Here is a 23,629-nt window from a genome sequence, read left to right as displayed (position 1 = left end):
TAAATTAATGGATTAATACGTTTTTTAAGATATTATTGTTAAATCTTCATTGAATTTATTAAATCTTTATTAAATGCTAAATAATATCCCATCCTTTTCGATGAACAACAAAAAAACAGGTTTACTTTTAAAATAATTACGGTTAAACCCGTAATTTTCAACTTTTTAGAATAAAAAAAGTCTCAACTTCCGTTGAGACTTTTTTACTAAAATTAGTTTTCAAAAATAAGTGTCTATTGCTTTATAAACTTTCTTGTTTCTAATGTATCATTTACGTTAAATTGTATTAAATATAAACCAGATTCAAGCTCTGAAACATCAACACCATTTGCAGAAGTTCTTCCTTTAGCAACTTGCTGACCTAACATATTAACCACAATAAACGGTAAGTTTTCTGCAGACGTTCTAACATACAGTGTATTTCCTTTTACCGGATTAGGATATAATGAAATCTCTAACGCCTTTGGTGGATAGTTAACTGTGTCTGTAACAATAGCGTTCACTGTTGCTCCACAAGCACCTAAGTTTGTCCAGCCCGATGCTGTTCTTTCAAATAAATTACCTTGATATGTTACTCTATCACCTGTACTATAAGATTGTGTACTTACATATTCTGATACGCCAGCACAAATATCTGTACTAGGTGCCGAATTTAAAAGCTTCACATTATCGATTGCAATATCTGCTTGCCATGTATCTCCTGTGATACGCACAAATCTTAGCTGTACTGAACCACCAACATAAGCCGATAAATCTAAACTAACAGATTGCCAAGCATTCCCTTGTGACGCTCCAGACTGATTCCAGATTGAAGCCCATGAAACCCCACTATTGTTACTTGCTTCTACAGCAATACTTCCCAAGTTATTAGCACCATACATATGGTAATCAAAGGTAAAGTTCGCTGTAGTCAAACTACTTAAGTTAAAACAAGGCGAGTTTAAAATCGCACTCTTACTTGGGTAGTTTGGCGAAGATGCTTCAACGAATAAATACCAAGAGCCTGCTGAACCTGATGTTGGTCCTGTATTACCTGATGGCGTACCGCCACTATCTCTAGTCCAGTTTAAATCGTCTCCAGTAGCTTGAGTCCAAGCACCTAATCCGCTTTCGAAACTTTCTCCATAAGGGAAAGACGCAATACCTCCTGTACAACCTCCAGATGGTGTATCTGACAATGTGGTTACACTAACCGCATTACTTGACGCTGATGTATTTCCTGCAGCATCTTTAGCTTTAACTGTAAATGAATAGGTTGTACTAGCGGTTAAACCTGTTACATTCGCTGATGTTGCAGTGACTGTTCCTAAACTTGTACTCCCTTGGAAGACTTCGTAACCTGTTACACCCACGTTATCTGTAGACGCCGTCCACGATAAATTGGTTGTTGTTTGTGTAGTTCCTGAAGCTGATAAGCTGCCAGGAGCACTTGGTGCTTGAGTATCTGAAGCTGTACCCCCAATGTTAATAGTGTAATCTTCTACTTCTCCGTATGTGAATGACTGACATGCCGTTGGCACAGCATTATATTGCATAGACACTCGCATTCTAGTTGACGTTGCACTTGCCGTTGTTGGCACAGTAAACGTAATACTAGAGGTCGCATTTTGGTTTGGAGCCACAGTACCTAATTGTTCTCCTGAATCATCAAAATCTTTATCACCGTTATAATCAATCCAAACAGCAAAAGCTTCATTGTACTTTGTCCCTGTCCAAGTTGGAGTAATAGTTACTGTGTGAGTAGATCCTTTTGCTAAAGTCGTCGCAACAGCTGTGAAATTTGAATAGCTTTGTGCCCCTGAAGCGTTATTAATTGTATTTAATTGTACTCTAGAAATGTACTCATCATTAACATTAGAACTTGTAGAAGCACAATAAGATGTGCCTCCGCCACCACCGAATGCTGCTCCAACACCCACGGCATGCCATGCGTTTGTTACCGCAATTTCTTCTGCTCCTCCTGCACCATATAAATCTCTTGCTGACTGTATGGCTCCTGTTCTCGCATTTGCAAATGTTGAGTTAGCAGATAAATACTGTGTTAATGTTCTGTACGCGATTTTAGCAGATTTAGTCATGCCGATTCCAGAAACATTAAATGCATTTCCAATATCGTTAGTACCACTTCCTCCGGCCACACTTAAGTAAAACCAGTAGTTTAAAACACCTGAGTTTGTATGTACACCACAATAGTCATTAGATTGCGTTGGTGTACCACAATTAGGATTTTTCCAGTACGTTCCACCGTATGTATCTGGTTGATTGCGAGACGTTGGATTACTCATAGACCGCAGTGCTGAAGACCCTGTTCTTCTATCAATTTCATCACCAATTAACCAGATAATTGATGCTGGTGCTGCATCATTTCCATTACCTTTAGCGAAATGCTCAACAGCCGCTCCCCAAATATCTGAAAACCCTTCATTAAGTCCACCTGACTCTCTTTGATAAGCTAGGTTTGCCGAACTACTTGTAACCGCGTGACCTATTTCATGAGCAGCAACATCTATCGAAGTTAAAGCATCAAAATAACCATTGCCTTCTGCTCCAGTAGAGGAACCATCACCATAGGTCATAACACTTCCATTCCAAAAGGCATTGTCATAACCTAAGCCGCCTGCGACATCATCATAATGCACCCAACTATTAATCGCCGCTCCAGAACCGTTATATGAATTTCTTGAATGTACTGATGACAAGTAATCGTATGTTTTTTCAGCTCCCCAATGCGCGTCTAATGCAGCGTTGTCTTTATTTGTATTATTAAATTCTGCAGCTGTCCAATCATTATTGGCATCTGTGAAGTTAGTTGATGGATAAGAAGGCTGTCTTCCACTATTGTAGGTATTCACACCGTTGCCACGAGTATCATCCCTTAGGGCGTAGGTAGAACCTACAATACGTGTTGTAATTTGTTTTGTACCACTATAACGTGTCGCTGCATTCCCAGTGGCTCTGTAAGCAACTGGTGCTTCAACACTATGCTCTGTAGCAACAGAGATTAAATTTTTAGAAGAGTTTGCATGCTCATCTAAGTGCTTGATGATACTATTATAAAACAAAACTTTGCCTGTAACTGCATCTACATATATAACCCCTCTACTGATTGGCTGAGTGGCATAGATATCATATTTATAAGCTAGTTGTGCATTTTTAGAAGTCTCTTTTCCCTGAGCATCTAAATTAGGGAGTAAAACTAATTCACCCACTGGTTTAGAATAATTCATTTGATTTGCCATAACAACATTGTCCCATAAGTAACTTTGAGCACCTATGTGATTTACTGCAGACTGAAAGCCTTGTAATTTATTTATTGCCGGCGTTGTATTCACACCTTCCAAATCGTAATATTCTCCACTAATTGAAACGACTTTTCCATTTCTACCATGTAAAGTATAGGTTCCAAATTCTACAGGAATTCCGTTATATGATTGTTGGTATTTTTGATGTAAAAAACCAATATTGTCAGATTCAGATTTAATTTGAAAAAAGCCATCGCTTTCTCTTGTCTTTAACTGTTCTGCCAAAACAGTGTTAACCTCTTGCATAGAATAAGAAGCCTCTTTATTAAAGATAACTAAAGAGGGCTGCCCATTATCACCATTAACTTTTTGCTGGACTTTATCTTGTGCAAAACCTGACGCACAGACACCTGCCGCAAAAATGGATAAGAACAATGCTTTGAAGGAGTTTTTTTTCATAATACTAATGGATTAATTAAGAGTTAATTACTTTTTTTGATTTGTATTATTAAATCTGCAAGAAATGTATTAAAAGTTTGTTAAATACGTAGTTTTACGAAAGGGTTTTCGATGTATAACATCAAGTAGAAAAATATTCTACTTGATGTACGGTTTTAACCGTAGTTCATCGGATTATATAACTGAAAAAAGCCTCAACTTTCGTTGAGGCTTTTATGATATAATTTAGCTTTTAAAGAATAGCTATGTTTGCTTTATAAAGTTTCTCGTTTCTATTTTATCATTCACATTAAATTGGTCACGTATAGTCCTGTTTCAAGATTACTACCATTAACACCGTTAGTCGATGTTCCTCTTGCTACATGTTGATCTAACATATTCTGCGAGATTTACGGTTTTAACCAGAGATAGTTGCAACTAATTTAATTAAGGTATAAGGCCTAAAAAAAAAGTCCAGATTTTAAATCTGGACTTTTTAAATAATAACTGAATTAAAACTATTCTTTTATAAATCGTTTTAATTTCGTTTTCTCTCCAATATTTAATTGAATCATATACATGCCACCGTTTAATTCAGAAACATCTATAGATTCTGTGAAATCACCTTTTAACACAACCTGTCCAAGCATATTTATTACTTGATAGCTTTGTGCTTCCAATCCTCTTAAAGATAAGTTTAGCGATTGTTTCACTGGATTTGGATATAGTACGAATGTATCATCTAAAGTAGACGTAGTTACTCTAGTATAAGATCTTGAAGCTCCACCAACACAGAAATTAGTTGTTTGAGAACTTGAGAAAGAGCCTCCACTAGCAAGTGTTGTGCCTCCATCAGACAATCTGTAAGAACCATTTCCATATGAACAACACATACCATCTCCATATGCATCCTTAACAACTAATGAATAACAACCTGCTGGTAAATCTACATCTATATTCAAGGTAGAACCGTCTGCTTGTGAACCATAAGTACCTCCTGATGCAACTGTAGAGCCTCCATCAAGAATTGTCCATGAGGTTTCTTCTGGATAGTTATCAAATGTTAGACTTAATCTTACTGTTGTATCAGGAGAACCTCCACCGCTTACAACATTTACAGTATAGTCTTCAACTTCACCATAACTAAAAGTTTCGCATGATGATGGAATACCATTGTATTTCATAGAAACTCGCAATCTTTTGTTTCCTACTACAGTACCAGATGGTACAGTAAAGCTTCCACTTACTGGTGTTGTTTGTGAAGCTGATTTAGAGAAAACTAGCTCTCCTGCATCAGTAAAATCTCCATCACCATTATAATCAATCCAAGCTGCATAGCCTTCATTATATTTTGTTCCAGTCCAAGTTGGTGTTACGGTAATCGTGTAAGAAGACCCTATGCTTAAATCGGTTGAAGTACTCGTAAAGTTTGAATATAATTGTCCTCCAGACGATTTATTAATACTTCCTACTTGTACTCTTGAAATATACTCATCATTAACACTATTTCCTTGAGAGGCACAGTATTGATTTCCTGTTTGGCAAGGTGCACAAGAACCGCCACAATCTACGCCTGTTTCATTTCCATTTTGAATACCGTCATTACATGTTGGTGTTGTTGTTGTACCTTCACATTTTTCTGATAACGCTAAAGCTCTTCTTGATCCTCCTGCAGCTAAAACCGCACGCATTCTATTTTTTTGTCCTGTTGTAAATAAGTTCATACAAGAATCGTTTGTGTAATCCATATAGTTTTGAACCATATCTACAGATCCACAAGACACTTTTCCAGTAGGACAACCTCCATTAGAGGTTTGATGTGTTGGTGTATCGCTAACAAAATCGTTACCACAATTTGCATCTCCCCAAATATGACGCAGGTTAAAAAAGTGACCTACTTCGTGAGTTGCTGTTCTGCCTTCGTCAAAAGGTGCTGCTAAATAAAACCCTGAACCTTCATTTTTAGATCCAAAATATTGTGATCCCATCACTACACCATCAGTAGAAGCACTACCTCCAGGAAATTGTGCATAGCCAAGAATTCCTCCGCCAATATTACAAACCCACATATTCAGATATTGTGAGGTATCCCATGGATTTACTCCACCTTGCGATGATTTTTTCATGGCATCATTGGTTCCCCAAGATGTTTTAGAAGATGCCTTTCTTGTAATCCCATTAGTAGCATTCCCATTAGGATCTACAGAAGCCATACAGAATTCAATTTGAGAATCTGCAGCTTGAGACCAAGTATTATCTGCATCAGAATTTAGTCTTCTAAAATCGTCATTTAAAACTTTTATTTGAGATAAAATTTGAGCTTCACTAATGTTTTCATTAGAATTGCTATAAATCACATGCACTACAACTGGAATCGTTATAATACTACCCACTATTTTACTTTGAGCGTCTTGTGACTCTAATTCTTTTACTTTTTGTTCTGTAAAAGCTTCAATTTGGGCCATTCTAGATTCCAATTGGGGATCTTGTTGTTTCCTGTACTCCAAATTTTCCATCACACCACATTCTCTTTGCTGTTGAGCAAAGGCGAACACCGTGAAAATAAAACTCAATAATGTTAAAGTAATTGTTTTTTTCATGAGGATTGTTTAATAGATTAATTAATTTTTTACTATATCGGCAGCGAAAGTATTAAAATAAAACCTAAACCATTATCAACTTCATAAAGTTTTCGATGAAATACTGTTAAAATTTTAACGTTCGGTTTTAATTTCGGCTAAAAACATATTAAAATAGCAAGTAATTCCTACATTTACATAATTTATGAAATCAGTGCTCTCTATAAATCACTTATCCATTTCTTTTTTGTCTAACGGAAAAGAAAATGAAATCATCCATTCCATATCTTACCATTTAAATACCAATGAAATATTAGGTATAGTTGGTGAGTCTGGTTCAGGCAAATCTGTCGCTTCATTAGCTATTTTAGGCTTGCTTCCGAAGAAAATCTCAAAAATTACTAGTGGTGAGATTGTTTTTGAAGCTGACGATCTTACCAAAATTAGCCCTAAAGCCTTTCAGAGCATCAGAGGCAAAAAAATAGCCATGATTTTTCAAGAACCCATGAGTTCTTTAAATCCATCAATGCGCTGTGGAAAGCAGGTGGAAGAAGTTTTAAAACAACACACCAGCCTTTCAAAAAAACAAATAAAAGAAGAAACCCTTTCGCTTTTAACAAAGGTGAAACTCCCAGAACCAGAGCGCGTTTATACTTCCTATCCTCATGAAATTTCTGGTGGACAAAAGCAGCGCGTTATGATTGCGATAGCTATTGCCTGCAAACCGAAAATTTTAATTGCAGACGAGCCTACGACCGCTTTAGACGTTACTGTTCAAAAAGAAATTATCGACTTGCTTAAAACCTTACAGGCCGAAACTCAAATGAGCATTATTTTTATCACACACGACTTGTCTTTAATTTCTCAAATTGCAAACCGTGTGCTAGTTATGTATAAAGGACATATTGTAGAACAAAATACTGTAGAAGCTATTTTTAAATCACCTCAGCATAAATACACTCAGGCACTTATTAAGTCAAAGCCCTCATTAACTCAGCGGCAAAAAACCTTACCAACCATCGATGATGTGATGCATGATACTGTTTCGAAAACGATTATAACAGCTGAAATGCGCGCACTAAATCATGAAAAGATATACAGCAAACCGCCTTTATTAGAAGTGATTAATCTGGAAAAGGAATATGTGTCAAAATCTGGATGGTTTACAAAACCGACTACTTTTAAAGCTGTAAATGATGTAAGTTTTAAATTATATGAAGGTGAAACTCTTGGTTTGGTTGGTGAGTCGGGATGCGGAAAATCGACTTTAGGAAATGCCATTTTACTTCTAGACAAGCCTACTGCTGGATCGATACGCTACAAAGGAAACGATATTACCTCCTTATCTTCATCTGAAATAAGGTCCTTAAGAAAAGACATTCAAATTATATTTCAAGACCCCTACTCTTCTTTAAACCCTAGGTTAACTGTTGGTAACGCCATCATGGAGCCCATGGAAGTACACAACCTCTATAAAACCGATAAAGAACGAAAAGAAAAAGCGATTTCTATTTTAAATCGTGTGGGCTTAAATGAAGGTTACTTTAATCGTTATCCTCACGAATTTTCTGGAGGTCAAAGACAACGAATAGGTATTGCACGCACAGTCGCCTTACAACCCAAACTGATTATTTGTGATGAATCTGTTTCTGCGCTTGATATTTCAGTGCAGGCTCAAGTATTAAATTTACTAAATGAATTGAAAGAAAAATTCGGATTTACCTACATTTTTATTTCTCATGATCTGTCTGTTGTGAAATACATGAGTGATCAACTGTTGGTAATGAATAAGGGGAAAATTGAAGAAATTGATGATGCGGATGTGATTTACAGCGCACCAAAAAAAGACTATACTAAAAAATTGATTGGCGCTATCCCGAAAGCCCTGCAGTAATACCTTTCTTATTGCGGTACCCATGCCTTTCGAAAGCGGAAAGTAATGCATTAGCTTTTGTATCTAATTTAAAAACAAACAAATCGGTATTCATGAATGTAAGCCAAGTTACCGTGTTAATTTATAAATGCTAATAAAAAAGTCTTACAACATAAATACTTTTCTAGTTAGATATAAAACGCTTTTAGTAAAACGGAACGTGTTTTTAATTCCATCAAAGGTTCTGTTCATAATTGTAGTTTGTTCAGGTAGATTTGCAGCTGTATTCATTTTTAGTCGTTTTTAATAATTATTTTAAAATTAGTAAACCGGGGTTAAATAATAACATAAAAGGTTAAGTTATGGTACATTTGGTTAAATAGTTTTGGGTAGACCAATATAGAATTCATTTTCAAATTATCAGTTAAAAAGCACTAAAATTCGATGAAATACACTAAATTTTAACATTTTAAACGCAATCTATATGTTTAAGTCAACAACATAATACAAAACCCTATCAAAATTTAGTGTTTTTGCCGTTGTAATTAATAAGATTGACCATGACCACATAGCCTCTGCTTTTAGCAATATAAATTAAATTAAAACTACAAACGCATTTCAGGAATATCGCCTTCTACTATTAAAGTCCCTTCTGTAGCTTTCTGTATGTCTTCCACTGAAACACCCGGTGCACGTTCTAATAATTTAAAGCCTTTAGTAGTGACTTCTAATACGGCGAGGTTAGTTACCACTTTCTTAACACAGCCAACCCCTGTTAAGGGTAGAGAGCATTTCTTGAGCAGTTTAGATTCTCCTGCTCTATTGGTATGCATCATCGCCACGATAATATTCTCTGCACTGGCAACTAAATCCATAGCACCACCCATACCCTTAACCATTTTTCCTGGTATTTTCCAGTTCGCAATGTCCCCGTTTTCAGCAACTTCCATAGCTCCTAAAATAGTCAAGTCTACATGTTGCCCTCTAATCATAGCAAAACTCATGGCACTGTCGAAAAAACTAGCCCCTGGTAAGGTCGTTATGGTCTGCTTTCCTGCGTTAATAATATCGGCATCTTCTTCGCCTTCAAAAGGGAATGGACCCATACCAAGTACGCCATTTTCGCTTTGAAATTCTACCTCTATATCATCACGTACATAATTGGCTACTAACGTTGGAATTCCAATGCCTAAGTTAACATAGTATCCATCTTTTACTTCTTTTGCTATACGTTTTGCTATTCCTGTTTTATCTAACATATTACCTTGTTTTTTTATCATTCCCTTGTTCTGGTCCTTTTTCAAAGGTTTCGAGAGCGGGAATCTTACAAATTGAATAAAATACTACCTGTCGCTTCCTGCCTGCGCAGGACTAACAAGAGTCTCTTTAGTCTCTCTTTCTAACCGTGCGTTGTTCTATACGTTTTTCATAAGTTTCCCCTTGAAAAATACGCTGTACAAAAATGCCTGGAATATGAATTTGGTTTGGATCTAAAGTGCCAACAGGTACTAATTCTTCAACCTCAGCAACCGTAATTTTTGCAGCACCAGCCATACACGGATTGAAATTTCTTGCGGTACCTTTAAATACTAAATTTCCAGCGGCATCTCCTTTCCATGCTTTTACAAAAGCGAAATCGGCTTTAAAAGCACGCTCTAAAACATACATTTTACCATCAAATTCTCGTGTTTCTTTACCTTCGGCTACTTCTGTGCCATAGCCGGCAGGCGTATAAATAGCTGGAAATCCGGCTTGTGCTGCACGACAACGCTCGGCTAAAGTACCTTGAGGAATGAGTTCTACGTCCAACTCTCCAGATAACATTTGACGTTCAAACTCATCATTTTCACCCACATAAGACGACACCATTTTCTTTATTTGACGTTGATGTAATAATAAGCCTAAGCCAAAATCGTCTACCCCCGCATTATTTGAGATACAGGTAAGTCCTTTTACACCACTTTTTACCAAAGCGGCGATGGCATTTTCTGGAATACCCGAAAGGCCAAAACCACCTAGCATAAAGGTCATATTATCTGCAATACCTTTTACCGCTTCGCTTACACCATTTACTTTTTTATTAATCATAAGACTGTGTTTCTTTATTGGTTTAAAATTAAGAAATAAAAAAGCCATTCGGTAAAGAATGGCTTCAAATATTTATTGTTTTTTATTTAGATTATAATTCTAACCCATCAGGCAGTTCTTCTTTAGGTGTATTAGCATCTCCATTAGGATTGTCCGCTTCATAATTAGCACAATCTACAGCGATGGATAAATTTGACGGTCTTTCAAAATCTTCTTTCGAAATGTCTAGTGTTTCATCTTTGTAACAACTTTTCATATACATGCCCCACATAGGTAAGGCCATTGTGGCGCCCTGCCCATAGGTAATAGAACCAAAATGTGCTGCTCTATCTTCGGCACCTACCCAAACACCTGTAACTAAATTTGGTACCATACCCATAAACCAGCCATCACTTTGGTTTTGTGTGGTTCCTGTTTTTCCTGCGATAGGATTTGTTAATTCATATGGGTAACCGGTAACTACTTCTTCGTAAGACTTATCCCACTGGTCTCTACCTGTGGTTCTCAGGCGACTCCCTGAACCTGATTCCACAACACCTTGCATTAATTTAACGGTGACATAAGCAGACTCCGCACTTAATACATCTTTACTTTCTGGTTTAAATTGATATAAGGTCGTTCCGTTTTTGTCTTCTATACGTTCTATCATTACGGGTTTTGTATAGACGCCTTTATTTGCAAAAGCAGAATATGCAGCAACCATTTCCAAAACACTCACGTCTGGGGTTCCTAAAGCAATAGATGGGACTTCTGGAATATAAGAAGTGATGCCTAAACGCCTCGCTAAATCTGCTACGGGTTGTGGTCCCACTTTATCCATTAAACGGGCTGTTACGGTGTTTACAGAACCTGCTAAGGCTTGTTTTAGTGTGATTTCTCCCCCATAATCTCCATCTGAATTGCTTGGAGACCAAGGCTCTGGATTACCATATTTATTGGCCTCAATCGTAATTTGAGACCGTGGCAATTTGTCGCAAGGCGACATGTGTAATTGGTCTATTGCCGTAGCATAAACAAATGGTTTAAAGGTAGAACCCACTTGACGTTTTCCTTGATTAACATGATCGTATTGAAAATGTCTATAGTTCATACCACCTACCCAGGCTTTTACATGTCCTGTTTGCGGGTCCATACTCATCATACCTGGATGTAAAAATGACTTATAATAACGCATAGAGTCCATTGGTTTCATAATGGTATCTACCTCACTTGCTTTGCCTTTTTCCCATTTAAAAACAGTCATTTTTGTTGGCTTCTCAAAAGAAGCTATAATCTCTTTATCAGATTTCCCTTCATCCTTTAGTACTCTCCAACGTTCGCCTCTTCGCATAGAGCGATTCATTAAATCGTCTATTTGAGATTTGTCTAATTCTAAAAAAGGCGCCGTTTTATTACGATCTGGGGTGTTTTGATGAAAAAATTCTGCCTGCAACCGTGGCATATGTTTGTAAACAGCCTCCTCTGCATATTTTTGCATACGAGAATCTATGGTTACAAATACTTTTAAGCCTTCACTATTAATATTGTATTTTGATCCATCTGGTTTTCTGTTGGCCTTGTCATTAATCCAATCTTTCATCCACCCTCTTAAATATTCTCTAAAATAAGTAGCGGTACCGTCTCTATGAGACTGTGGTGAATAATTTAAATCTAATTCTGTTTTTTGAAGTGAGTCCTTAACTTCTTTAGTTATGTAATCATATTTATACATTTGTGCCAATACTACATCTCTTCTGTTTTTAACGCCAACAGGGTTCCTTCTCGGGTTATACAAAGAAGAATTTTTAAACATCCCGACCAACATCGCAGATTCCTTTATATTTAATTCATTTGGCTCTTTGTCAAAATAAATATTAGCTGCAGAACGAATACCGTCTCCATTATTACCAAAATCGTAAATATTAAAATATTGAGCAATAATCTCTTCTTTCGTATACTGGCGTTCAAGTTTCGTTGCAATCACCCATTCTTTTACTTTTTGAAGACCACCTTCAAAAGTCCCTCTAGCACGTACACCAACAAAGAGCTGTCTTGCTAATTGTTGTGAAATGGTACTAGCACCTCCTTTAGATCCTAGAAAGAAAAAGGCTCTTAAAGTGCTTCTTGCATCAATACCGGAGTGCTCATGGAAACGAGCATCTTCTGTAGCGACCAGCGCATCTACTAAATTCTTTGGTAATTCATCATAATCAACAGGCGTTCTATTATCATCAAAATAAAATTTTCCTAATGTTTTACCATCACTTGAGATAATTTCTGTTGCCAAATTAGTTTCAGGGTTTTCTAATTGGGTATAATCTGGAAGCTCTCCTAAACCGCCAAGTGAGGCAATAAAAAATAATAATCCTACTGAAACTATTCCACCTAAAAATAGCATCCAAAACCAACGGACATAGTTGTCGAAGTTTTGTGATTCGTTTTTTTGTTTTGTTTTGTTATTTGCCATTAATTCATCTTTTCTTCTCGAGACTCCCGCAGCTTCGGGATTGCTAATCTACTATCACTAGAAGTGACCACTATTTTTACTCTGGTTTTTCAATTCTAAACCCCACATCTGTAATTCCTTCTAAATTCTCAACACCATTCACTTTGCCACTTTCTCTCATGACATGCTGAATATTAACGGTGTACTCCCCACCTTCATTAAACACAACCCCTTCTTTATACCACAGCTTGTTTTCTTTTAAGCTTCCTAATCCTGTACCTAAAAATGTACCATCAGGTGCTGTCATTTTATACTCTAAAGTATCTCTCAAGGTTTTACCATGAGGGAAATTCATTTCAACAATTAAAAATAAATTACTGTATTTATAATCACTTGTATTTCTTAAATTAACAAATAGATTATAAGGCTTCGTTGAATCTGGTGCTTTAACAGTGAAACTAATCACTTCATTTTTATTCCAAACTTTTGGTACGGTCTGGTACTCATCATACACCCTTTTAGAATCACAAGATGCTAAACTTAAAAAAACAATACACCAAAAAATAAGGCTACTTCTCATTGTTAGATTGTGGTTTTGGCTTGTTGTTTCTGTTGCGATTATTTTTATTTCTTTTATTTTTATTCGCTGGTTTATTCGCCGGTTTATTTGGGTTTGTTGGTTTGTTTTGAGTCTCCGTTTTATTTTGAGTTGCCGGTTTGTTAGGATTACGTCTCTTATTGTTTCTACGTTTTTTGTTCCCTTTTGCAACATCAAAACGCGTTAAACTATCTTGACCTACAACGTTTTCAAATTCTACTTTAGTATCTTCAATTAAATCTGTAGCATATTCTTCAAGACTAGCAATCTTTTCTTTCTTTTTATTTAACTCTATAATTTCTCTGGCTTGGTCTGTTGTGATTTTATGCCAGTTCATCCATTCGCCTTCGTAAGCATACCACATATGGCCTTTAAAAATATCTGTTTTCTGGCAGACCGCGGTTCCTTTTTCTGTATATAGTTTTGTTTCGTTTTTTGGAAACGCTTTTAATGCATCTAGGTAAGAATCTAATTCATAATTTAAACAGCATTTTAACTTTCCACATTGCCCTGCTAGTTTTTGTGGATTTAATGATAATTGCTGGTAACGTGCTGCACTGGTACTCACCGAACGAAAATCTGTTAGCCAGGTAGAACAACAGAGCTCTCTGCCACAAGAGCCTATTCCGCCTAATCGTGAAGCTTCTTGTCTGAAACCTACTTGTTTCATCTCAATTCGCGTTCTAAATTCTTTAGCAAATAGCTTAATTAATTCTCTGAAATCTACACGTTCTTCGGCTGTATAATAAAAGGTTGCTTTGCTAGCATCTCCTTGAAATTCAATATCGGAGATCTTCATATGCAGTTTTAGATCAATAGCAAATTGACGTGCTTTAACCTTCATTGGTTCTTCTTTATCACGCGCATCACTCCAAATATCGATGTCTCTTTGGGAGGCTTTTCGGTATATTTTTAATACGTCCTCAGGTTTTTCATTGATTTTTTTGCGCTTCATTTGCACCCGAACCAATTCACCAGTAAGTGTGACCATACCAATATCATGCCCAGATTGTGCTTGTGTTGCCACAACGTCACCAATACTTAAAGAGAGGTTTTCTGTATTTTGATAGTAATGTTTTCTTCCGTTTTTAAAGCGAACTTCTACGAAATCGAAAGGTTTTTCCCCATTTGGAATAGCCATGTTAGCTAACCAATCGAAAACGGTTAGTTTATTACAGCTATCTGTTCCACAGGTACCGTTATTTTTGCAGCCTTTAGGTTGGCCGTCTTTAGTTGAGCAACTTGCACAAGCCATATATGTATGTATATTGATTCTGAATGCTTTAGCACCAGAAGACGATTAATAAAAAACTTTGTTTGGAGTGGATTACAAAACCCAGCTCTCATGTCGTAAATATACCACTATTCTATAGACTTAAAAAAATAAGATTAGTATTCGTCTCTTTGCAAATAGTATACGTTTACTTAATAATATTATTTGTTTTTAAGAGTTTCAAAAATATTCCGCAAGTCTTTTTTATAAGATAAGTGATCTGCTCTTCCCTTTTTGAAAATATCATTACTATTCCCTTGTCCTTTGCGTAACGCTTTTTGGGCTTCAAAAGGCAAGGCTTTTATCTCTTTACACCCTGTTGAACAACAATTATCCAGCTCTGTTTTACAGGCTTCACATTGTATAAAAAGCAGGTGACATGCATCATTAGCACAATTTACGTGCGTGTCGCATGGTGTTCCACATTGGTGACAGTTGGCTATGACATCGTCACTTATTTTTTCGGCACGACGATCGTCAAACACGAAATTTTTACCTATAAATTTATTCTCTAGACTGTTTTCGTTGACTTGTCTGGTGTATTCTATAATTCCGCCTTCTAATTGATACACGTTCTTAAAACCTTTGTGTTTAAAATACGCGCTTGCTTTTTCGCACCTGATCCCACCAGTGCAATACATCACAAGATTTCTATCTTCTTTATGTGCTTTTAAATCGTCTTCAATAATATCTAATGATTCACGAAAAGTATCCACATCTGGAGTGATTGCATTTTTAAAATGACCGATTTCACTTTCATAGTGATTTCGCATATCTACCAAAACGGTCTTCTCATCTTCAATGAGTGCATTAAACGTCTCAGCAGCTACATGAACTCCTTTGTTGGTGACATCGAAAGTGTTGTCTTCTAAACCATCGGCAACAATTTTGTCTCGCACTTTGACTTTCAGTTTTAAAAAAGAGAGGTTATCTTGCTCTACAGCAATATTTAAACGAATATCTTTTAAAAAAGCGATACTATCTAAATGTGTTTTAAACGCATTAAAGCGATCGGCTGGCAATGACAATTGTGCATTAATACCTTCGGTCGCCACATAAATTCGTCCTAAAACGTCTAGTGCATTCCATGTAAGAAATAAATGATCTCTAAGAATTTGCGGGTTGCCAATCTTCGCATATTGATAAAACGAAAGCGTTAAACGCTCTTTTCCAGCACTTTCAATAAGTTCTGTTCGTTCTTTGGCGCTTAGTTTATTGTACAGTTGCATGCTATACTAATGTATTAAGGTTAAAGAATTACCATTCTAACATTCCGTGAGGAAGAAAAATGAATTTAAAAATACAAAAGTACTGTTTTTGTTGGATTTGGCAAGTATAATATTATTTTGAAACGCTTTACAATATTTCAGTATCCTCTAAGAAGACGGTGTTAATTTCAAGTTTTGCAACACAATCTCGTTTTCATGCCAATTTAATCTATAGTTTGTTACTTCGCTATAAATTAAAAACAAAAAAAGTCCGTTGTTTGCGCAACGGACTTTTAATAGACTAACTCGTTAATAATTTTTTATTTCTAAAAAACTAAACGAGCTAACCTCCATCGGCTTTACAGCTACTGTTTATAAAAACAGTGACTGAAACACCTAATGCCTTCGAGGTGATTGTTTTTTTAATATATTTCATCGTTTAACACTTAAAAATTAATGATGAATCCTTTAAAAAACAGGGCTAATTTTTCTTTTTCACAGCAAATCTTTTCCCGCTTTTATTAGTAGATGCAGAAAGTATAAAAAGGTTGCGTGAGAAAGTAAAAAAAAGTTAAAAAAAGTAGTATTTTAGCAAGCACAATTGATAAAATCAAGATAAAATGGCAAATGAAAAAGAAGCAAAATTAAAAGCTCTAAAGTTAACCTTAGATAAATTAGACAAAGCATACGGTAAAGGAACCGTAATGAAAATGAGCGATGCTGCTATTGTAGATGTAGAAGCTATTCCATCTGGTTCACTAGGTTTAGATATTGCTTTGGGAGTTGGTGGCTACCCAAGAGGAAGAGTGATAGAGATATACGGTCCAGAATCTTCTGGTAAAACAACATTAACGTTACACGCCATTGCTGAAGCACAAAAAGCGGGTGGTATAGCAGCATTTATTGATGCCGAACATGCTTTTGATCGTTTTTATGCTGAAAAATTAGGTGTTGATATTGATAATTTAATTATCTCTCAACCTGATAATGGTGAACAAGCTCTAGAAATTACAGATAATTTAATTCGTTCGGGCGCTATTGACATTGTTGTCATCGATTCTGTAGCTGCTTTAACGCCTAAAAGTGAAATTGAAGGAGAAATGGGGGACAGTAAAATGGGCTTGCATGCGCGTTTAATGTCTCAAGCTTTAAGAAAATTAACGGCATCAATTAGTAAAACAAATTGTACCGTAATATTTATTAACCAATTACGTGAAAAAATTGGTGTGATGTTTGGTAATCCAGAAACAACAACTGGTGGTAACGCCTTAAAGTTTTATGCTTCTGTAAGATTAGACATTCGTCGTTCTACACAAATTAAGAGTACCGATGGCGAAGTTTTAGGTAATAAAACACGCGTGAAGGTTGTTAAAAATAAAGTTGCACCACCATTTAAGTTAGCAGAATTCGACATTATGTACGGAGAAGGCATCAGTAAAGTTGGTGAAGTATTAGATGTAGCGGTAGAAAAAGAAATTATAAAAAAGAGCGGCTCTTGGTTTAGCTACGAGGACACCAAATTAGGACAAGGTCGCGATGCCGTTAAGTCAATAATAAAAGATAATCCAGAGCTTTTTGAAGAGCTTGAAGGAAAAATTAAAAAAGCGATTAAAGAAGCTGTTTAATTTAAAAAATCCCGAAACTTTCGGGATTTTTTTGTTTTTAGACGCAACCCTTTTACCTTTTAAGCATCTATACAATAGATACACCACGTATAATATTGAATTAAAATGAAAAAGCTCCTTATTTTATTAGTAACCTTAACTGTGTTTTCCTGTAGTCTAGATAACGATTCACTCGAAAATTATCAAGATCCAATGCCAATAGAAACCGCGGTATTGCCAGACGAATTTACGGTTGGTGAGACGTATGAGATTACTGTTACTTATTTAAGGCCTACAACTTGCCATGCTTTTAATGATATTTATTATCAAAAGCATAATAATGAGAGAACAGTAGTAGTCATTGGCACTGTTTTTCAGAGTAATGGCAACTGCACAGCGTTAAACTCCGAATTAGAAGCTACGTTTAATTTTAAAGCAACAGAAACAGGGTCTTATATTTTTAAATTTTGGCAAGGTGAAGATGAAAATGGAGCGGACAATTATTTAATAGTAGAAGTTCCAGCAGTAGAATAATAACAATTAATATGTGTATTTCATTTGAGTTTAGATGAGCTCATACATAAATGTAAGATTAATGATACTAAAGCGCAAAGCGAACTCTACAAACTCTTTTCGAGTAAATTGTTTTCTGTATGCCTTAAGTATTCAAGAAATTATGTCGAAGCGGAAGATAATTTGCAGGATGCTTTTGTAACTATTTTTAAGAAAATAGAACAATATAAAAATAAAGGTTCTTTTGAAGGTTGGTTAAAACGAGTAACGATAAACACCGCATTACAGCGCTATCGTAGTCAAGGCGTTTTTGATATAGTAAACGAGGCGTTAATTGAAGATGAAACTATTGTTATTGAAGATGATAATGATATCTCTATTGAATATTTATTAAAAATCATCCAGGAATTACCAGACAGATACCGGTTGGTCTTTAACCTTTATGTATTGGATGGTTATTCGCACAAGGAAATCGCAGATCTATTGAAAATAAATACGGGAACCTCAAAATCGAACTTAGCAAGAGCAAGACAGATTTTAAAAACTAAAGTAACGGACTATAAAATGGGTAACCAATCCCAATCTTTATAAGTATGAGTGAAAAAAAACACATCGACAGACTTTTTCAAGAAAAGTTTAAAGATTTTGAAGCAAAGCCAAAGGATACGGTTTGGAATGCTATTCAAAATCAACTAGAGCCAGCAGTAGTTCAGCCTAAAGTGATGCCTTTATGGTTACGTCTAGCAGGAGTTGCTGCATTGGTCGTACTTTTATTTACCATAGGAAACACGTTCCTAAAAAGCAATACTTCTGAAGGCAACACAGAAACAATTGTAGACACTAAAATAGACACTAATGGTAATCCTGAGAACACCAATGGTACTTCAAAGACGAATAACACGGCTGCAACAGAAAACGAAAGCGTTTCAGAAAAAGACCCTAAGAATAATGCGTTAAATAGAAACACGACTACTACTGTTCCTACTACTCAAGGTTCAAATTCCATTGTAAATACAAACAACACAACTTCAGGTAATACAGATAAGACCAGCACCAATTCTATTATTACAAAAAAACAAACACCTGTTAATGCTTTATCGGCTTCTGAACCCCTTCAGAAGAACACGAAAACACGATCTAATGACACGGCTTTAGAATCAACAGCTGCAAACACAGCAGTTACAAAGGCTGTTAACAAAAAAACGGCTTTTCAAAATGCTGAAAGTCATACTGCAGCTAAGACTATAAATAAAGCGAACAGGTCTTCACAAGAAGCAAACGCATCAACGCACTATAACCCAATTGCAAATAATAAAGCCTCTCAAAATGCTTCTCACAAGAACGCCAAAAGCACTTCTAATTCGCCACTATACGCACAAAACAAAGCGGATAATAATGAGCGTTTAAACAACAATGGCATTGCAGATAATACTGAGACATCAGAAGAAAATCAGACAAACCAAAACACGATAAATAGTAAAATAAAAGCTAATACTTCAAAAGAAGCTTTAGCACAATCCCATAGTGAAGAAGAAAAAACGAATATGAACCCACAGGATGAGGAAGCGCAAACTCCAAATCCGCTAGAAGAGGCAGCCCTTGCCAACACCGAAGATGCTATCGAAAAAGAGAAAGAGGAAACGGTAATGAACAGGTGGACAGTGAACGCAAATGTTGCGCCTGTTTATTACAACACACTTGGCAAGGGTTCCCATATTCACGATCAATTTACTGACAACCCAAAAAATGGAGAAATTAATACCAGTTATGGTATTACTATTGGCTACGCCTTAAACGATAGATTTAAAGTGCGCTCTGGTATTAGTAAACTTAATTTAAGTTACGATACCGCGAATGTTATTATATACGAGAATGTTTCTAATACACCTAGTAGTGCACCTTTAAGAAATATTAATTTTGCGCCTGCAAATCAAGGCCAAAGCATCGGTGTTTTAAGTGCTAGCAACCTCTCGGTACAGCAAATAGATGGCGTGACAAATGACGCTCTGAATGCCGCACTAAGTCAGCGATTAAGTTATGTTGAAGTGCCTGTTGAAGTAGAATATGCTTTAATTAATACGCGTGTAGGCGTCAATATTATTGGTGGTGTTAGCACCTTTATTCTAGATGGCAATGAAGTGGTAACAGAAGTAGAAAACAGAAAAACATCAATTGGGGAAGCCAATAATATAAATAATGTGAGTTTTACCACAAATCTTGGTCTTGGATTAGATTATAAGTTTAGTGATACTTTTAAGTTCAATTTAGAACCCACCTTTAAGTATCAGGTAAATGCTTACACCGAAACATCTGGTAATTTTAAGCCTTACATCATTGGCGTTTATACTGGTTTTAGTTATAAATTTTAAGTTTTAAGTTTTTTAGTTGGTTAGACTTTTACCGAGTAAACGAGAAACCCATGATGACTAAAAGCTGCTCTGTGCCAAGAGCAGCTTTTTTTTTGGGCCTCTTAATTATTTTGAGCCAAACGCTTTTAATTGATTGTAAATAATAGCTCTCGCTTTTTCATTTACTGTAGCAGTATCCGTAGTCTTTAAACCTTTGGTTTCAATAAACTTATGAACCTTGACGCGCATTTTTCCTGGCCCGCCACTAAAAAACGAATAAGAAAAACGGGCTTTGTTATCGCCAAAAGTAATAGGGATTATTGGTATTTGATGGTTGATTGCTAATCGGAAAGCACCAGCTTTAAATTCGGTGAGTAAGATGTCTTCTTCAGGCACTAAGCCCTCTGGAAAAATACAAATACTTGAACCTTGTTTTAATCTACGCTGTGCTCTTAAAAATACCGCTTGCCTGCTTTTTGCACTATTTCTATCGACTAAGATACAGGTGCGTTTATAGAAAAAGCCAAACAACGGAATTTTTGCTAATTCTGCTTTCCCAACAAACACAAACGGATTCTTAAACGTGACTAACATGAGCATAATATCGGCCATAGACGTGTGATTGGCGACCAACATATAACTCGCTGTTTTACTTGGCTTTTGCTCCCATTCTATTTTGGTTTTAAAACCCATACCAATAAGAATGGTTTTCGCCCAAATTCTGGCTAATTTAAAAAAGTATGGGTACCAGGACTCTTTTAAAATAGAAATAATAAGTAGTGGAAATAATACGATAATAGGTAAAGCAACCAGTATATAAAACCAAATGCGATAGAGCAACCAAAACATGTATTTAAATACAATCATAGCCACCAAAAATACACAAATGTTTTGAGCTATTTTAATTGAAAAAAAATACCTTTGTTTTTTTACATATTAAGTTCAATTAATACGATTCCCAGCTACGCGGGAAGTGCTATGGCAAGAATACTCACAGGAATACAAAGTACAGGAACACCACATTTAGGCAATATCTTAGGCGCACTCATGCCAGCGATAGAGATGTCTCAAGACGAAAAAAACAACTCGTTTTTATTTATTGCAGACATGCATTCGCTCACGCAAATAAAAGATGCCGAAACATTACGACATAACACCTATTCTACCGCTGCCACTTGGTTGGCCTTTGGATTAGACATTGAAAAAACGGTGTTTTACAGACAGAGTGATGTTCCTCAAGTCACAGAACTCTCTTGGTATTTAAGTTGTTTTTTTCCCTACCAACGCTTAACCTTAGCGCATAGTTTTAAAGACAAAGCAGACCGATTGGAAGATGTTAACTCTGGCCTATTTACCTATCCCATGTTAATGGCTGCAGATATTTTGTTGTATGACGCCAATATTATTCCGGTAGGCAAAGACCAGTTACAACACATAGAAATGACCCGCGATGTGGCGTCTCGCTTTCATGCACAACTTGGTGACACTTTTGTCTTACCAGAAGCTAAAATTCAGGAAAACACCATGTTGATTCCTGGAACAGACGGGGCGAAAATGAGTAAAAGCAAGGGCAATATTATCGATATCTTTTTACCAGAAAAGAAATTGCGCAAACAAATCATGAGTATTGAAACCGATAGCACTCCTCTTGAGGACCCAAAAGATTGGAGCACTTGTAACTGTTTTGCGCTTTATAGTTTATTAGCTTCAGAAGCCGAAAAAGCAGCTATGAAAACCAATTATGAAACTGGTAATTATGGTTACGGCCATGCGAAACAAGCATTGTTTGAGTTGCTTTTAAAAACCTTTGAAACACAACGTGAGCGTTATGATTTTTATATGAATAACCTAGATAAAATTGATGAAGCTTTAGCTAAAGGTGCTGAAAAAGCAACACTTATAGCTGATGCTGTTTTGACTCGTGTTCGTGGGAAGCTTGGGTATTAGTGTTGTCATTCCTGTGGAAGTATAAATCTGCCCAGCTGTTCCCTGGTATGTGCTTCCGCTTGTTTATAACTAGTGGCATATTGAGTAATCAAACATAAGCTGTTTAGAAATAAACAGTTTTTGTGTTTTAGGTCTACGAGAAGGAACTCAGTCTCAAAATAATGTAATAATTTTTCTTTTTAGTGATAAAAAAACAAGTATTACCGCAACTAAATAAAACTTAGCGGTAGCAGAGAAGGAAAACATAAAAGCAAACTTGAAGGAGATTTTTTAGAGGCGTTTAATAAAAGAGTAATACTTCTCAGGAATAATTTTAAAAGACACCTGCTTTCGCAAGAATGACAAATTCAAATCACTTCAAACAACTTACCTGGCAGAGGTCTCACCACGCCCTTCAATTCCATATTCAATAGCAATCCTGCGAGTTTATAAGTTGGCATATCACATCGTAACGCAATTACATCTAGGAGTTGCTTATCGTTCTCTTTTAGGTAATTATAAATCACTTTTTCATTAGCATCCAATTCTACGAATAACTGCTTTTGCACAACAGGTTTTTGGTCATCCTCTAATTGCCAATTGAGTAAATAGGGCACATCTAATGGTGTAGAAAGTAAATGGGCTTTTTGCTGTTTTATTAAATCGTTGCAACCCACACTTTGAGAGTCGGTGGTGCGACCAGGAACAGCGAATACATCACGATTGTAGGAGTTGGCAATATCGGCAGTGACTAAGCTGCCCCCTTTTTCGGCGCTCTCAATAACTATTGTAGCTTCACTTATGCCTGCGATAATGCGATTCCGTTTTAAAAAGTTGTTTCTGTCAAAAGCATGGGTACTCCAGAAATCAGTAAAAAACCCGCCTTTGTTTTCTACCTCAGCCATATACTTTTTATGGTTTTTTGGGTAAATTTGGTTTAATCCGTGTGCTAAACAGGCTATGGTTTGCAGTTTGTTTTGTATTGCCGCCTTATGCGCAGTAATGTCTGTTCCATAGGCGAAACCAGAAACAATAATAGGGTTATAAATAGCCAATTCTTCAATTAACTTTTCACAAAATGCAATACCAGAGGTCGTAATTTTTCGTGCACCAACCACACTTATAATATGCTTGTTGTTCAAATTAATATTCCCCGCTTCAAAAAGCAAAATCGGACTGTCAATACAGTGTTTTAGTTTTTCAGGGTAACTTTCAGAAGCAAAATAATGTGTTTTAATACCTTCTTCTTTAATAAATGTTAGCTCAGCTTCTGCAGCTTCCAGATGATTACTTGAAAACAAATCTGTAATGGTCAGACTTCCTATACCATCAATTTTAAGCAGGTTATGACGCTTTTCTTTTAGCACACCTTCGGCAGAACCGCAATGCGCGATTAGTTTTTTGGCCGTGGTATCCCCTATTTTTGGCACATTTTGAAGCGCTAAAATGTATAGCAAATCATTTTCTGTCATTTTATTTTACTGATTTTAAGACTACAAGAAAAGAATTTTCGT

General features: G+C 36.2%; 17 protein-coding genes. 6 read left to right on the top strand and 11 right to left on the bottom strand.

Going from position 1 to position 23,629, the window contains the following annotated elements:
* Positions 1-233: 233 nt before the first annotated feature.
* Positions 234-3,701 (bottom strand): M4 family metallopeptidase, encoded by a 3,468-nt coding sequence (locus tag GQ46_RS17155; protein ID WP_052503452.1) that lies wholly within the window; start codon positions 3,699-3,701, stop codon positions 234-236.
* Between the two features lie 497 nt (positions 3,702-4,198).
* Positions 4,199-6,280 (bottom strand): GEVED domain-containing protein, encoded by a 2,082-nt coding sequence (locus GQ46_RS17980; protein WP_044401502.1) that lies wholly within the window; start codon positions 6,278-6,280, stop codon positions 4,199-4,201.
* Between the two features lie 184 nt (positions 6,281-6,464).
* On the opposite strand from GQ46_RS17980, the gene GQ46_RS10420 reads away from it, so the two are divergent.
* Entirely contained in the window at positions 6,465-8,153 is a 1,689-nt protein-coding gene (locus GQ46_RS10420; RefSeq protein WP_044401500.1) for an ABC transporter ATP-binding protein, read from the top strand.
* Between the two features lie 144 nt (positions 8,154-8,297).
* Here GQ46_RS10420 and GQ46_RS18060 read toward each other — a convergent pair whose 3' ends face one another.
* The 7 genes from GQ46_RS18060 to GQ46_RS10390 all read right to left on the bottom strand — a co-directional run bounded on the left by GQ46_RS18060 (position 8,298) and on the right by GQ46_RS10390 (position 15,745).
* Positions 8,298-8,423, bottom strand: a complete 126-nt coding sequence (locus GQ46_RS18060) for a hypothetical protein (protein WP_255350631.1) — start codon at positions 8,421-8,423, stop codon at positions 8,298-8,300.
* 314 nt (positions 8,424-8,737) lie between these two features.
* Positions 8,738-9,391, bottom strand: coding sequence for a CoA transferase subunit B (locus GQ46_RS10415; RefSeq protein WP_044404882.1), 654 nt, complete (start codon positions 9,389-9,391; stop codon positions 8,738-8,740).
* Positions 9,392-9,518: 127 nt separating this feature from the next.
* Entirely contained in the window at positions 9,519-10,220 is a 702-nt protein-coding gene (locus GQ46_RS10410; protein WP_044404879.1) for a CoA transferase subunit A, read from the bottom strand.
* Positions 10,221-10,311: 91 nt separating this feature from the next.
* Positions 10,312-12,666: a penicillin-binding protein 1A gene (locus GQ46_RS10405; protein ID WP_044401497.1), complete on the bottom strand. Its 2,355-nt coding sequence runs from the start codon at positions 12,664-12,666 to the stop codon at positions 10,312-10,314.
* Positions 12,667-12,742: 76 nt separating this feature from the next.
* Complete coding sequence (locus GQ46_RS10400) at positions 12,743-13,225, bottom strand: gliding motility lipoprotein GldH (protein WP_044401494.1); 483 nt, start codon at positions 13,223-13,225, stop codon at positions 12,743-12,745.
* Complete coding sequence (locus GQ46_RS10395; protein ID WP_044401491.1) at positions 13,215-14,498, bottom strand: regulatory iron-sulfur-containing complex subunit RicT; 1,284 nt, start codon at positions 14,496-14,498, stop codon at positions 13,215-13,217. Before GQ46_RS10395 ends, GQ46_RS10400 begins: the two co-directional genes overlap by 11 nt.
* A gap of 179 nt (positions 14,499-14,677) precedes the next feature.
* Positions 14,678-15,745, bottom strand: coding sequence for a rhodanese-related sulfurtransferase (locus GQ46_RS10390; protein ID WP_044401488.1), 1,068 nt, complete (start codon positions 15,743-15,745; stop codon positions 14,678-14,680).
* Positions 15,746-16,344: 599 nt separating this feature from the next.
* On the opposite strand from GQ46_RS10390, the gene recA reads away from it, so the two are divergent.
* From recA to GQ46_RS17150, 4 genes are all read left to right on the top strand, one after another.
* Complete coding sequence (recA, locus tag GQ46_RS10385; RefSeq protein WP_044401485.1) at positions 16,345-17,349, top strand: recombinase RecA; 1,005 nt, start codon at positions 16,345-16,347, stop codon at positions 17,347-17,349.
* A gap of 105 nt (positions 17,350-17,454) precedes the next feature.
* Positions 17,455-17,862 (top strand): hypothetical protein, encoded by a 408-nt coding sequence (locus tag GQ46_RS10380; protein ID WP_044401482.1) that lies wholly within the window; start codon positions 17,455-17,457, stop codon positions 17,860-17,862.
* A gap of 24 nt (positions 17,863-17,886) precedes the next feature.
* On the top strand, positions 17,887-18,432 hold the full coding sequence (locus tag GQ46_RS10375) for an RNA polymerase sigma factor (protein WP_044401479.1): 546 nt from the start codon (positions 17,887-17,889) through the stop codon (positions 18,430-18,432).
* A 2-nt stretch (positions 18,433-18,434) separates the two neighbouring features.
* Positions 18,435-20,210, top strand: a complete 1,776-nt coding sequence (locus tag GQ46_RS17150; protein WP_052503451.1) for a hypothetical protein — start codon at positions 18,435-18,437, stop codon at positions 20,208-20,210.
* Between the two features lie 105 nt (positions 20,211-20,315).
* On the opposite strand, the gene GQ46_RS10365 is transcribed toward GQ46_RS17150, so the two are convergent.
* Positions 20,316-21,056 carry a 1-acyl-sn-glycerol-3-phosphate acyltransferase gene (locus tag GQ46_RS10365; protein ID WP_044401476.1) on the bottom strand — a complete coding sequence of 247 codons (741 nt, stop codon included), beginning with the start codon at positions 21,054-21,056 and terminating at the stop codon, positions 20,316-20,318.
* Positions 21,057-21,167: 111 nt separating this feature from the next.
* Between GQ46_RS10365 and trpS the strand changes: the two genes are divergently transcribed.
* Positions 21,168-22,136, top strand: coding sequence for a tryptophan--tRNA ligase (trpS, locus tag GQ46_RS10360; RefSeq protein WP_044404872.1), 969 nt, complete (start codon positions 21,168-21,170; stop codon positions 22,134-22,136).
* A gap of 347 nt (positions 22,137-22,483) precedes the next feature.
* Here trpS and dprA read toward each other — a convergent pair whose 3' ends face one another.
* Complete coding sequence (gene dprA / locus GQ46_RS10355; RefSeq protein ID WP_044401473.1) at positions 22,484-23,587, bottom strand: DNA-processing protein DprA; 1,104 nt, start codon at positions 23,585-23,587, stop codon at positions 22,484-22,486.
* Between the last annotated feature and the right edge of the window lie 42 nt (positions 23,588-23,629).

Source organism: Lacinutrix sp. Hel_I_90 (assembly GCF_000934685.1).
Taxonomy (GTDB): domain Bacteria; phylum Bacteroidota; class Bacteroidia; order Flavobacteriales; family Flavobacteriaceae; genus Lacinutrix.
This window is presented reverse-complemented; position numbering and strand designations above follow the sequence as displayed.